This is a genomic window from Spongiactinospora gelatinilytica (genome assembly GCF_003236385.1).
Classification (GTDB): domain Bacteria; phylum Actinomycetota; class Actinomycetes; order Streptosporangiales; family Streptosporangiaceae; genus Spongiactinospora; species Spongiactinospora gelatinilytica.
Genome location: NZ_POUA01000003.1, coordinates 45,373 through 58,654, shown reverse-complemented (window position 1 = coordinate 58,654; position 13,282 = coordinate 45,373). Strand labels below are relative to the sequence as shown.

Annotated in this window: 8 protein-coding genes; 2 read left to right on the top strand and 6 right to left on the bottom strand. The window is 73.8% G+C overall.

The window, feature by feature from the left end; translation table 11 throughout:
• The 6 genes from C1I98_RS00850 to C1I98_RS00825 all read right to left on the bottom strand — a co-directional run.
• On the bottom strand, window positions 1–3,918 hold a 3,918-nt coding region (locus C1I98_RS00850), incomplete at its 3' end, for a non-ribosomal peptide synthetase (RefSeq protein ID WP_111165111.1).
• Complete coding sequence (locus C1I98_RS00845; protein ID WP_111165110.1) at window positions 3,915–5,009, bottom strand: 2-oxo acid dehydrogenase subunit E2; 1,095 nt, start codon at window positions 5,007–5,009, stop codon at window positions 3,915–3,917. The genes C1I98_RS00850 and C1I98_RS00845, both read right to left, overlap by 4 nt.
• Window positions 5,002–5,985 (bottom strand): alpha-ketoacid dehydrogenase subunit beta, encoded by a 984-nt coding sequence (locus C1I98_RS00840; RefSeq protein ID WP_111165109.1) that lies wholly within the window; start codon window positions 5,983–5,985, stop codon window positions 5,002–5,004. Before C1I98_RS00840 ends, C1I98_RS00845 begins: the two co-directional genes overlap by 8 nt.
• Window positions 5,976–6,914 carry a thiamine pyrophosphate-dependent dehydrogenase E1 component subunit alpha gene (locus C1I98_RS00835; RefSeq protein WP_111165108.1) on the bottom strand — a complete coding sequence of 313 codons (939 nt, stop codon included), beginning with the start codon at window positions 6,912–6,914 and terminating at the stop codon, window positions 5,976–5,978. The genes C1I98_RS00840 and C1I98_RS00835 overlap by 10 nt, the downstream gene beginning before the upstream one ends.
• Window positions 6,907–8,382: a condensation domain-containing protein gene (locus tag C1I98_RS00830; RefSeq protein ID WP_111165107.1), complete on the bottom strand. Its 1,476-nt coding sequence runs from the start codon at window positions 8,380–8,382 to the stop codon at window positions 6,907–6,909. Before C1I98_RS00830 ends, C1I98_RS00835 begins: the two co-directional genes overlap by 8 nt.
• Window positions 8,379–9,815 (bottom strand): class I adenylate-forming enzyme family protein, encoded by a 1,437-nt coding sequence (locus C1I98_RS00825; RefSeq protein WP_111165106.1) that lies wholly within the window; start codon window positions 9,813–9,815, stop codon window positions 8,379–8,381. Before C1I98_RS00825 ends, C1I98_RS00830 begins: the two co-directional genes overlap by 4 nt.
• A gap of 262 nt (window positions 9,816–10,077) precedes the next feature.
• Here C1I98_RS00825 and C1I98_RS00820 point away from each other — a divergent pair, with 262 nt between their 5' ends.
• Complete coding sequence (locus tag C1I98_RS00820) at window positions 10,078–13,110, top strand: non-ribosomal peptide synthetase (protein ID WP_111165105.1); 3,033 nt, start codon at window positions 10,078–10,080, stop codon at window positions 13,108–13,110.
• Between the two features lie 3 nt (window positions 13,111–13,113).
• Window positions 13,114–13,281 (top strand): MbtH family protein, encoded by a 168-nt coding sequence (locus C1I98_RS00815; RefSeq protein WP_111165104.1) that lies wholly within the window; start codon window positions 13,114–13,116, stop codon window positions 13,279–13,281.
• Window position 13,282 lies beyond the last annotated feature (1 nt).

The window sequence follows — 13,282 nt, the reverse complement described above, 5'->3', positions numbered from 1 at the left end:
GAGGGTGCCGGTGGGGAGGGAGGGGTGGACGGTGGTGAGGATGGCGGCCAGCTCGGTCGCTCGGTATTTGAGGAAGAAGTGGTTGGCCTCGTCCAGGACGACCAGGCCCACGGTGGAGGCGATCAGGTGCCACTCCGGGTAGCGCTCCTGGTGGAACTCCATGGCCGGGTCCCGCTCGCCCGCCACCGAGATGACCGGGGCACGCAGCGGTGGCATTCCCTCGCGGAAGAGGCGGGCGAAGTACTCCTCGGCCTCGCGCGTGCTCTGGCGGCGGTTCTCGATGATCAGCTTGAGCTGGTCGGGGGCGAGTTCGTCCACGTCAAGGCCGGAGGCGCGCAGGGCGTTGGCCCAGAAGCGGTCGCTGCGCAGCCGGTCCATCCGGGTCGCGAGCCGTGCCAGCGGACCGGCCGGGCGGGAGAACGGGAAGATCCCGCCCAGGTAGACCGCCTCGACCTCGCGTCCGGCCGCCTCCAGCCTGCGGGCGACCTCGACGGTGAGGGTGACGCCGAGGCCGCAGTGCCCGTACAGCACGATCGGCCCCCGCACCGACTCCAGGATCTCCGTGGCGCACTGTTCGGCGACCTCGGCCGAGGGCCGGGCGGTTTCGCCCAGTTCGTTGCCGGGGACCGCGACGGAGTACAGGTCCCAGTCGTCCGGCAGGGCGTCGGCGAGCGGCTGGTAGATGACCGCGCTGCCGCCGCCGTACGGCACGCACACCGCCGTCGCCGCGACCCGCCGTCCGGCGGGGGTGAGCCGGTGCAGCAGCCGATCGGACGCGCCCGCCGCGCCCGCCTCCATGACCTTGGCCAGCCGCCGCACGGTGGGGTGCTTGAAGACGTCCAGGATGGTGGGCTGGCGTCCGCCCGGCGGTACGGCGTGCCGCAGCCGGGTGACGAGCTGGGCCGCGAGCAGCGAGTGCCCGCCGAGGTCGAAGAAGTCGTCCAGGACGCCGACCCGCGCCAGCCCCAGCACCCCCGCCCAGATCCCGGCGACCGCCTCCTCCAGCGGCGTCTCCGGCTCCACGAAGCCGGTCTCCTGGTCGGGGCGCTCGTCGCCCGGGTCGGGCAGCGCGGCGCGGTCCACCTTGCCGTGCGACTTCAGCGGGAGTTCGTCCAGCCACACGTAGCGGGCGGGGACCATGTAGTCGGGCAGTCTGCCGGCGAGGTCGGAGCGCAGGTCGCCGACGTTCGTCGCGGCCCCGACCAGGTAGGCGACCAGCCGGTCGGCGCGGGCCTCCACGACCGCCTGGTCGATGCCGGGGAGGTCTTCGAGCACGGCCTCGATCTCGGCGAGCTCGACGCGGTACCCGCGCACCTTGACCTGGAGGTCGCGGCGGCCGAGGAAGTGCAGGTCGCCCTCGGGCGACCAGCGGCCGATGTCGCCGGTGCGGTACATCCGCGCGCCGGGCTCGCCGAACGGGTCGGGCAGGAACCGCTCGGCGGTGAGTGCGGGGCGGCCGAGGTAGCCGCGGGCCAGCCGGTCGCCGCCCAGGTAGACCTCGCCGGGCACGCCGATGGGGGCGGGCGCGAAGTTCTCGTCCAGTACGTAGACCCGGGCCCCGGGCAGCGGGCGGCCGATGGGCAGCATGCCGCCCACGCCCGGCGTACTCGGGACGGCGTACGTGGTGATGCCGACGGTCGCCTCGGTGGGCCCGTAGTGGTTGACGACCCCGCACGAGGCGGTGAGGCCGGCGGCCCAGTCGGCGCGCGACGCCTCGCCGCCGAGGATCAGCGTGCGCCGCGGCAGCAGGTCCGCCTCGGGGGCCTCCGCCTGAAGGGACGCCAGGTGGGACGGGGTGATCTTCAGGTAGTCGGTGCGGCTGAAGCGTTCGGCCAGTTCGACGGCGGGGGTGCGGGGCGAGACCAGGTGCAGCCGGCCGCCGGTGAGCAGGGCCAGGTAGAAGATCGTCACGCCGAAGTCGAACGACAGCGACTGCGCCAGAGTGAAGTCCGCGCCCTCGGGCACGCCGAGCCGCTGCCGTACGCCCGCCAGGTAGTTGACCACCTGGCGGTGCTGGATGCCGACGCCCTTGGGCCGCCCGGTGGTCCCGGAGGTGTAGATCACGTACGCCAGGTCCTCCGGCGACGCGCTCCGCACGGGGAGCGGATCGAGGTCGGCGGGGACGTCGCCGATCAGGATCACCTGGCCGGTGAGGAGGTCCGTGTGCTCGGGGACGGTGATCACGGCCCGGGCGTCGGCGTCCTGGAGCATGTAGCCGATCCGGTCGCGCGGATAGGCGGGGTCGATCGGGATGTACGCGCCGCCCGCCCGAAGTACGCCCAGCACGGCGACGGCGAGGTCTGCGGACTGGTCCAGGCAGACGCCCACCCGCACGTCGGGACCGACGCCCGCGGCGCGCAGGTGGGCGGCGAGCCGCCCGGTCCGCAGGTCGAGTTCGGCGTAGGTCAGGCTCTCCCCGCCGCAGACGATCGCGGTGGTGTCCGGGGTGGCGGCGGCCTGCGCGGCGATCAGTTCCGGCAGTGACCCGGCGGGCTCGGGGAGCGGTTCCGCGGGCAGGCTGAAGCGGTCGAGCGCCGCCCGTTCCTCGGCGGTGAGCAGGTCCAGCCGGGAGAGCGGGGTCTGCGGCGCGTCGGCGATGGACCGCAGCAGCCTGGCGTAGCGCGCGGCCATCCGCTCGATCGTGCCGGGCAGGAACAGGTCGCTGTTGTAGATGACGTAACCGCTCAGGCCGTCCGGCGTCTCGTGCAGGTAGAACGACAGGTCGAAACGGGACGCGGCGGGCGGCAGCGTCACCCCGGTCACGGAGTATCCGCCGACCGGCGCCGCGGCGGCGGCCCCGTAGTTCTGCAGCGCGAACATCACCTGGAACAGCGGCGTGCGGCTCACGTCGCGGGCCACGTTCAGGTCGCCGACCAGCCGATCGAAGGGCAGGGCCTGGTGGGCGTAGGCGTCCAGCGCGGTCTCCCTGGTGCGCGCCAGCAGGTCGCGGAACGACGGGTCGCCGGCCAGGTCGGCGCGCAGCACCAGGGTGTTGACGAACATGCCGACCGCGCCGTCGAGTTCGGGCACGTCACGCCCGGCGACCGGCGAGCCGACCGCGAAGTCGGCCTGCCCGCTGTGCCTGGCCAGCAGCACCTGCAACGCGGCCAGCAGCACCATGTACGGCGTGGCCCCGCACTCGGCGGCGAGGGCGGCGATCCGCCCGGTCAGCGCGGCGTCGATGTGGAACTCGTGCCCGGCCCCGGCGCTGCTCTGCTCGGCGGGCCGCGGCAGGTCGGTGGGCAGGTCCAGGGCGGGCAGCCCGGCCAGCCGTTCGCGCCAGTAGGTCAGTTCGCCGTCGTGGTCCCTGCCGCGTTCCCACAGCGCGTAGTCGCCGTACTGCGCCCCCGGCGGCTCCGGCTCGGCGTCCCCGCCGCACAGCGTCAGCACCTCGCGAAGGATCAGGTCCGCCGACCAGCCGTCCGCCACCAGGTGGTGGACGGCCAGCACCAGCAGGTGGTCGCCGGGCGCGATCGTCACCAGCGCCGCCCGCCACAGCGGCCCGGACTCCAGGCCGAAGGTGCGGGCGAGCAGCGCCGTGCCCGCCGCGCGGGCCGCGTCCTCGCCGGGGAGCTCCAAGACGGTCAGCTCGACCCGGGGCTCGGGGTCGATCACGACGCGGGGCCGCCCCTCGCCGTCGGTGGGAAAGCGCATCCGCAGCGCCTCGTGCCGGGCGGCGACCCCGGCCAGGGCGGCCGCGACGCGGGGGCCGGTCAGCTCGCCCTGTACGCGCACGACCAGCGGGATCGTGTAGGCGGTGGTACCCGGCCGGTACTGCTCCAGGAACCACAGCCGCTCCTGGGCGGGCGTCAGCGGCGGCTGCGTGTCAGGGTCGCGGGGGGTGATGACCCGCGCCCGGGTACGCCGCCGCAGCCGCTGCGCGAGCAGGGCCTTCTTGTCCGGCGAGAGGGTGGTCACGCGGTCTCCGGAGTCTCGATGATCTGCTTGAGGCGGCCCATGTAGAGCGCGGCGTCCCGGCCGTTGATCAGCCGGTGGTCGTAGGCGATGCCGATGGTCGCGCGGGTGCCGTCCGAGGGCGGGGTGACCGCGAGCGCGCAGGCCGTGCCGGGCAGCACGTAGGGGATGGCGAGCACGACGTCGGGCTCGGTGTGCAGGGTGATCACCATGCCGGCGCCGCTCAGCTCCCGCTCGGTGAACTCGCCGCCCGCGGCGGCCACCCGGTACTTCATCAGCAGCGTGGCCAGCTCCTTGACGCCCATCCTGGCGGCGTCGTGGACCACCGGAACGTACAGGCCCTCCCCCGCGTCCACGGTGACGCCGATGTGCGGCGCGTCGGGGATGTCGGCGGCGGTGCCGTCCGGGGTGAGGGTGGCGAAGAACATCGGGTGGTCGGCGTAGGTCTCGGCGACCGCCATCACGAACAGCTCGGCGAGGCCCACCGGCCGGCGGGTCTCCCTGGTCAGGCGGGTGGCGCGGGCCAGCAGCGGCCCGAGGTCCATCCGCACGGCGGTGTAGGCGGCGGGGATGGTCTGGTGCGAGGTCTCGACGGCGCGGCCGACCGCCCGCTGCACACGCGACAGCGGGCGGCGCTTCCCGCCCGCCGGGCCAAGGGTGTCGGCGGGCCGGGCGGGGGGCACGGCGAGCCGTTCGACGTCGGTCCGCCGCACGACCGCGACGCCGAGCGCGCGGACCGCGTCCTCGGTGATGCCCATTTCGTTCATCAGGGCCCGCGCCGGTTCGGTGATGAGCGGGCCGTCCGCCTCGGGTACGGCGGGCCCGGGTACCGCGGCCGGCTCCCGCCGCGCCGGAGCGGCGGCCGAGGCGGTGATGTGCGCGATGGACTGGGCGGGCCGGCACCACGTGCCCGCCGGCACGCCGTGGTGCAGGTGGCCGGACTCCTCGGCGGTCAGCTCCTCGGCCGCCTTGGAGGTCTCCACGATCACCATGGGGTCGCCGGAGCGGATCGGCGCGCCGTCCTCGACGAGCCATTCGACCAGGAGGTACTCGGCGTCGTTGTTGTTCAGCTTGGGGACGCGGATGTCAGCCACGGAGGGCCTTTCTGATGGCTCGGTGGATCGACGATTCGCTGACCAGCACGCGTTCTTCGAGGTGGGCGGCGGTGGGAATGATGGAGTCCGCGGAGTGGACCAGTTGCACGGGCCGGGCCAGGCGGTCCCACATGCGGCCGTGCAGTACGTGCGCGACCTCCGCGCCCCACGTGCCGCCCGCCGTGCTCTCCTCGACCACGAACACGGTGTTCGCCGCGCCGATCGCCGCGGGGAAGTCGAAGGGATACAGGCGCGACGGCACCAGGAGGGCGGCGGTGATCTCGTCCTCCAGCAGCAGCGCGCGCATCGCGGCGAGCGCCTTGTGGGCGGTGCCGCCGGTGGCGATGATCACGCAGTCGGGGTCGCCGCCGGGAAGGGCGACGCGCGCGAAGCCGTCCGGGGTCTCGGGCGGGGTCAGCCGGAACGGCTCGGCCGCCGGGTACATCGGGCGGGTGTAGAGGACCTTGTCCTCGAACAGCACGCAGGGTTCGCCGCGGTCCAGCATCGCGCCGAACACGGCGTGGTTGTCATGGAACGGCGAGACCTCGTAGATCGCCAGGCCGGGCACGCCGAGCAGGTGTTTTTGCGGGCTCTGGCTGTGCGTGGGGCCGTATCCGCGCCCGCCGCCGCTGGGGCAGCGCACGACCATGCGCAGCGGCAGCCGCTTGCCGTACATGGTCACCGACTTGGCGGCGAAGTTGACGAGCTGGTCGAAGGCGAGGGTGACGAAGTCGCCGAACATGATCTCGGCGATGGCGGTGTCCCCGGCCAGGGCGAGCCCGGCGGCCATGCCGGTGAGCGCGCCCTCGCTGATCGGGGTGGACAGCACCCGGCCGGGGAAGCGCTCGGACAGGCCACGGGAGATCTTGAAGGCGCCGCCGTACTGGTCGGTGATGTCCTCTCCGAGCAGGTAGGCCCGGGGGTCGCGGTCGAGCAGGTCGTGCAGCGCCGCGTTGAGGTTGTCGGCTACCCGCACGCGGCCCGCCCGGTGGACGGCGGGCGGGCGGCGACCTCGTCGGCCACCGCCGCCACGTACGCGCGCTGCTCGGACTCCACCCTGGCCAGCCCGGCGGGGTCGGCCGCGGCGTAACGGTGGTACCAGTCGCCCGCGCGGGCCTCGCGCAGCGCCTGTTCATCGCGTGTGTCGTCGCCCTTGCTGTGCGGGCCGAGCCGATGGGTGCGGAACTCCAGCACCAGCGGCCCGCGCCCGGCCCGTACGTGCCCCAGCGGTCCGGCGACGATGTCGCGGATCTCCGCGGGGTCGGTGGAGCCGATCGCGAGGTGCGGAACGCCGAAGGCGGCGGCCCGCCCGGCGATCGTCCCGGCCAGGTGCGCGCTCGTGGGCGTGGACTGGGCGATGCCGTTGTTCTCCACCACGACCACGACCGGCAGCCGCCACAGCGCCGCGATGTTCAGCGCCTCGTAGACCGCGCCCTCGCCGAACGTGCCGTCGCCGATGTAGGCCCAGGCCGCGGCGCCCGGCTCGGCGCGCGAGAGGTGCAGCGCGACGCCAGCCGCGACCGGCAGGCTCTCCCCCTGCACGCCGGTGGACATGTACCGGTCGCGGTGGATGTGCTGGCTGCCGCCCACTCCCCCGCAGACCGCGCCCTCCCGGCCCATGATCTCGGCGAGCAGGCCGTGCGGGTCGCGGTACCTGGCCAGGTAGTGGCCGTGGCCCCGGTGGTTGCTGAAGACGTGGTCGCGCGGGTCCATCAGCGGGGACAGCGCGACCGGCACGTGCTCCTGCCCGAGGCAGGTGTGCGTGGTGCCGTTGAGCATCCCGGCGGCGAACAGGTCGAGCAGCTTGTACTCGAACGCCCGGATCATCAGCATCAGTTCGAGGTCGTCGCCGTCGCCGCCGGGGTACGGCAGGCCGCCCGGCGGCCGGTCGAGCAGGTCAGTCATTGCGGACCGCCTGGAGCACCCCGGCGATGGTCGGCGTCTCGAAGAAGGCGTCCAGCGGCACCTCCAGCTTCAGCCGCTTGCGCATTCTGGCGATGATCTGGGTGATGGTCAGCGAGTGCGCGCCCAGGTCGAAGATGTCGTCGTGCGGACCGATCGGCGAGATGCCCAGGACCTCCTCCCAGATCCCGGCGACCTCGCCCACGAGCGGGTCGTCCACCTCGGCGGGCGCTTCGGTCACCGGAGCGGCGGAAACGGCTTCGGCCACGTGCGCGGCGCGGATGTCCAGCAGCTTGGACAGCGGCGCGTCCGGGGCGGCGGCCACCCGGTCCAGCAGCGCCACCAGGTCCCCGGCGACCGTCCCCGCATCGGGGACCTCCTCGGGGTCGTACCGCAGCGAGCCGGTCAGGCCGCCCGCGGTGTCCAGGAACTGCAGTTGGAGCGATCCCCTGACCGCGTGGTTGGCGGCCAGCCATTCGACCGACGCGTCGAGCCCGGCGAAGTCCGGTTCGGGCTCCTCGCGCCTGCGGTAGCTGATCGAGACCGGCGCGAGCGCCGCGTGCGGGCGCAGGCCGGGCACCGCGCGGGCGAGCGGGAGGTGCCGGTGGGCGTAGAGCGCACGGAGTTCGGCGCGCAGCCCGGCGGCGAAGTCCGCGAACGGCATGCCCGCCTCGGGGCGGCTGAACAGCGGCAACTCGTTGACGAACGACCCGATCACCGCGGCGTCGCCGGGGCGGCGGGTGCTCAGGTCGATCGCGGTGACGACGTCCTGGTTGCCGTAGGAACGCAGCAGCGCGTGCAGGGCGGCGGTGAGGACCTCGAACCTGGTCAGCCCGGGGATCGCGAAATCGGTGTCGGTCTCGAAGGCGACGGTACGGCCCGGGGCGGTGCCCCGGGAGCGCCCCGGCACGCCGGGCAGCGCGACCGGGCCCGGTTCGCGCCAGCGCGTGTCCCAGAAGCCGGGGGCGGGCTCGGCGTCCGAGCCCGACACCTCGGGCACCGGAAACACCGGCGGCCGGGCGCCGCCGTAGGCCGCGGCCAGCTCGGCGACCAGCAGATCCTTGGACCTGCCGTCGAAGACGAGGTGGTGGGCCACGACGAGCAGCAGGTGCCGCAGCGGTGACTCGCCGACCATGGTGAAGCGGACCAGCGGCCCCGCCGCGAGGTCGAACGGCCGCACCACCTCCCGGCGCAGGATCTCGCTCAGCGCCTCGCCCTCGGCGGCGATGTGGGCGACCTCCACGGGGGCGTCGCCGCTCCGCAGGTACGGCACGCCGTCGTCCTCCTCGACGCGCCCGGACAGCACCGGGTGCCGTTCCAGCACGGCCGCGCACGCCCTGATCAGCGCGCCCCGGTCGAGCGGGCCGCGCAGCCTGACCACCACGGGCACGTGGTAGGCCGAGCCCGCGCCCAGCCGTTCGTTGATCCACATGCCGTGCTGGACCGCGTCCACGGTCGTCGTGCCGATCATCGTGCTCCTTCTCGCAGGAGGCGCTTGTCCACCTTGCCCGCGTGGTTTCTGGGGAGGGCGTCCATCAGGACGACCCGGGCGGGACGTTCATGCGGGGCGAGCCGGTCGGCGAGGAAGAGCCGCAGTTCCTGTGGGGTCACCGAGCCGACGAGGGCGAGCGCGACGGACATGCCGAGCGTGGGGTGCGGCACGCCGAACGCGGCGGCCTCGCGGACCCCGGGGCACTCGTGCGCGGTCTCCTCCACGTGCAGGGTGGAGACCTTGAACGCGCCCGACTTGATCACATCGCTCTCGCGGTCCACCAGGTAGAGGTAGCCCTCCTCGTCGAGCCGCCCGAGGTCGCCCATCCGCACCCAGCCGTCGCGGAACACCTCGCGACTGCCCCGCTCGTCGGCCCAGTAGGCGCGCGGGGCGGCCGGCGAGCGCAGCCACACCTCGCCGGTCACGCCGGCGGGCACCGGCTCCCCGGCCGCGGTGGCGATCTTGACGGTGCCGCCGCCGACGGCCTGGCCGACGCTGCCGGGGCGATCGGGGTCGTACATCATGATCGTCTGGGCCGGGTAGGACTCGGTCGAGGTGTAGTAGTTGACGATGGCGGCGCGCGGGAAGGCGGTGCACAGCCGTTCGGCGACCGGGGCGGGCAGCGGCGCGGCGGCCGAGCCGAGCAGGCGCACGCACGACAGGTCGTGGCGGTCCTGCACACCCGCGGCGAGCAGTTCGACCGCCATGGCGGGCACGAGGAACACCGTGCCCGCGTGGTACTCCTCGATCAGTGCCGCGAATCTCCCCGGCGTGAAGCGGGGCAGGGTGACCGTGGCCGGGTGCGCGGACAGGGCGGTGACCAGCATGGTCTGCCCGGCGTTGGTGCCGATCGGGAAGGCGTGCGCGAGGTGGGCGGAGTGGGCGAACGGCCGCCTGCGCCCGCCGTGGCCGAAGGTGAGGTTGGCGTGCGTGGCGGCCACGCCCTTGGGCCGGCCGGTGGTGCCGGAGGTCAGCAGGATCTGCGCGACGTCGCCGGGACGCGCGGCCTTCGGCTCGGCGCCGCCGCCGAGCGGCAGGTCGCCGGGCCGCAGCACGGTCGCCGCGCCGCAGTGCGCGAGCGCCGCGTCGATCTCGGCTTCGGCCAGCCGGTCCGACAGCGGTACGGCCACTGCCCCGGCGGCGGTCACCCCGCAGAAGGCCACCGCGTAGTCGATCCAGTCGCCGTTTCCGAAGACCAGTCCGACGCGGTCGCCGCGGCCGACGCCGCGGCCGGCCAGGCCGCGGGCCACCTCGGCGGCGCCGCGGTCCCATTCGGCGAAGGTGAGCGAGCCCGGGCGGGCGCCGAACGCGCCGCTGCCGCCTCCGTGGACGATCAGCGCCTCCCGCTCGGGGTCGGCCTGAGCGCGGGCATGGAGAAGGTCGGGAATGGTGAGGTTGGAGATCGCACTCATGGGTGAGCCCCCGGGCGTCACGTAGCCATCTGTCAACACCGTCTTGACTGTTGCGCGAAGCGGAATAGTAAGGTTTCTTTCTGGAAAGAAACCTTTCCTTTTCGGCGAGATCGACAGTTTTACATGGGCTCCGGAGAGCCGCAACCCCTTGTGAGACAGGGCTTGCGGCAGCCGCGAAGCCCGTGGAACACTGGGCCCCAGCCGGAAACAGTTAAGAATCTTTCCGGAAAGAATCCTTCCGAAACAGCGTGGGAGACGGTACGTGACTAGCGGCCCGCTGTCGTTCGGCCAGGAGAGACTGTGGTTCCTGCACCGCCTCGACCCGCAGGACCCCTCCTACACGACGCACTACGCCTACCGGCTGCGTGGCGGGCTCGACACCACCCGGCTCCAGGCCGCGTTCACCGAGGTCGTGGCCCGGCATGAGCCACTGCGCACCCGCTACCCCGAGGCGGAGGACGGCAGGCCCACGGCGGTCATCGAGCCGCCCGCCCTCGTGGAGATCGAGCGGGTGGACGCGGACGGCGTACGCGCCGCGCTGGCCATCGTCGCCGACCGCACCAACACCGCCTTCGACCTGGCCGCGCGGCCACCGCTGCGGGTCACGCTGATCCGCCTGGCCGCCGACGACCACGTCCTCTGCGTGGTGCTGCACCACATCAACGCCGACGGCTGGTCCATCAACGTGCTGCGCCGCGAGGTGGCCGAGCTGTACGCCGGCGGCACGCTGGAGGAACTGCCGCTGCGCTACGCCGACCACGTGCGGGCCGAGCGGGAGCAGGACACCGACGTCTCCTGGTGGGCCGGACGGCTGGCCGGCACGCCTTCGCTGGACCTGCCCGCCGACCGCCCCCGGCCCGCCGTCCGGACCCCTTCGGGCGGAGAGGTGATCTTCGAGATTCCGCCCGGCCTGTCCGCCGCGGTCAACCGGCTGGCCAGGCGGGAGCGCTGCACGCCGTACATGGTGCTGCTGGCCGCCTACCAGGTGCTGCTGGCCCGTCACAGCGGGCAGGACGACTTCTGCGTCGGCACCCCGGCGGCCGGGCGGGACCGCCCCGAGGTGGAGAACCTGATCGGGATGTTCTCCACCACCCTCGCGCTGCGCGCCGACCTGTCGGGCGATCCGGTGTTCGCCGAGCTGCTGGCCAGGACACGGAGAGGCGTCCTGGCCGCGCTCGCGCACCGTGAGGTGCCCTTTGAACGACTGGTCGGCGCGCTCGGCCTGGACCGCGACCTGAGCAGGACACCGCTGTTCCAGACCATGTTCGCGGTCCACACCCACGGCGACACCGGGGACCCGCTGCCCGGCCTGACCGCGGCGCCGGTCCCGCACGGCTGGCACCCGGCCAGGTTCGACCTGTCGATGGACCTCTATCCCCGCGACGACGGAGCCCTGACCGGCCACGCCATCTTCAGCACGGACCTGTTCGACCAGGGCACCGTCGAGCGGATGACCGCTCGCTACCTGGTGCTGCTGGAAGCCGTCGCGGAGGATCCTCGGCGGCCGGTCTCCACGCTCCCGCTGCTCCCCCGCGCCGAACGCGACCTGCTGCTCGGCGCGTGCAACGACACCGCCGCCGACCTGCCGCCGGTCACGGTCGTCGGGCTGATGCTGAACCACGCCGCCGCCACGCCGGACGCCGTGGCCGTCGTCCACGACGAGGGCGAGCTGACCTACGCCGAACTCGCCGCGCGGGCGGCGGGCCTCGCCGCCAGGCTGGCCGAGGACGGCATCGGCCGCGGCGACCTCGTGGCGATCATCACGGGACGCGGGCCGGAGACGCCGGTGGCGCTGCTCGGCGTGGCGATGAGCGGGGCGGCGTACCTGCCGGTCGATCCGGACTATCCGGCGACCCGCGTGGCGTACCTGCTGGAGGACGCGCAGGTCGCCCGAGTGCTCACCGACGAGGACGTACGGCGGCTCGCCGTGCCCGGCGCCACGTGCGAGACCCTCGGCGCGCGCCCGGAGGACCCCGCCTACGTGATCTACACCTCCGGGTCCACCGGGCGGCCCAAGGGCGTCGTCGTGCCGCACCGGGCGCTGACCAACTTCCTGCTCGCCATGCGGACGCTGCTGGACGGCGGCCCCGGCGACACCTGGCTCGCGCTGACCTCGCTGTCCTTCGACATCTCCGCACTGGAACTGTTCCTCCCGCTGGTCACCGGCGGCAGGGTGGTCATGGCGGGCGGGATCGACGCCCGCGACGGCGATGCCGTGGCCGCGCTCGCGGCCCGGCACGGCGTCACGCACGTACAGGCCACACCGTCCGGCTGGCGGATGCTGCCGGGCCTGCGCGTGGACACGGCCCTGGCCGGCGGCGAGCCGCTGCCGCCCGCGCTGGCCGCCGAACTGCGGCCGAACGCGCGGCGGCTGTTCAACATGTACGGCCCGACCGAGACCACGATCTGGTCCACCGCCTGGCAGGTGCCGGACGCGCCCGGCGACGTCGCCATCGGCCGGCCGATCGCCAACACCACCTGCCACGTCGTGGACCGGCACGGCCGGCCGGCCCCCATCGGTGTCCCCGGTGAGCTGCTGATCGGCGGGGCGGGCGTGGCGGACGGCTACCTGCGCCGCCCCGGGCTGACCGCCGACCGGTTCGTCCCCGACCCGTACGGCCCGCCGGGCGCCCGCCTGTACCGCACCGGCGACCTGGCCCGCCGCCGCGCCGACGGCACCCTGGACTGCCTCGGCCGTACCGACCACCAGGTCAAACTGCGCGGCCACCGGATCGAGCCCGGCGAGATCGAGGCCGTGCTGGACGCCCACCCCGGCGTTCGGCAGTCGGTCGTGGTGGTCCAGGAGGAGACGCTGGTGGCGTTCGTCGTCGGCGACGCCCCGGTGGCGGAGTTGCGAACGCACGCGGCGGCCACGCTGCCGCCGTACATGGTGCCGGGCGCGTTCGTGCGGGCCGAGGCGCTGCCACTGACCCCGAACGGCAAGGTGGACCGCGCCGCGCTGCCCGGCGACGCCCGCCCGGTGCCCGAGAGCACCGCCTACGTGCCGCCGCGCACCGACGCCGAAGAGCTGGTCGCCGACGTGTACGCCGAGGTCCTCGGCCTGGAGAAGGTCGGCGCGCACGACGACTTCTTCGCGCTCGGCGGCCACTCGCTGCTGGCCACCCGGGTGATCGCGGGCATCCGGGCGCTGACCGAGGTCGAGGTGCCGATCCGCACGATCTTCGCCGCCGGCGCCGTCGCGGACCTCGCCCAGGCCGTCACGGACCTGCTGACGGCCGAGATCGACCGACTGACCGACGAGGAGGCCGCGCGCCTTGCGAAGGAGCGGGACTGAGCGATGACCCATCTGGTGGTGGTCAACCACGAGAAGCAGTACTCGATCTGGCCCGCCGATCGGGAGCCCCCCGCCGGATGGGACCCCACCGGCGTCACCGGCGACCGGCAGGCGTGCCTGGACCACATCGAGCGGACCTGGACCGACATGCGACCACACAGGGAGCCATGAC

Bases quoted from the DNA above. Each gene is read 5' to 3' on its own strand.
- C1I98_RS00835 (WP_111165108.1), bottom strand. From the start codon at position 6,914: ATGACTGACCTGCTCGACCGGCCGCCGGGCGGCCTGCCGTACCCCGGC.
- C1I98_RS00830 (WP_111165107.1), bottom strand. From the start codon at position 8,382: ATGATCGGCACGACGACCGTGGACGCGGTCCAGCACGGCATGTGGATC.
- C1I98_RS00825 (WP_111165106.1), bottom strand. From the start codon at position 9,815: ATGAGTGCGATCTCCAACCTCACCATTCCCGACCTTCTCCATGCCCGC.
- C1I98_RS00815 (WP_111165104.1), top strand. From the start codon at position 13,114: ATGACCCATCTGGTGGTGGTCAACCACGAGAAGCAGTACTCGATCTGG.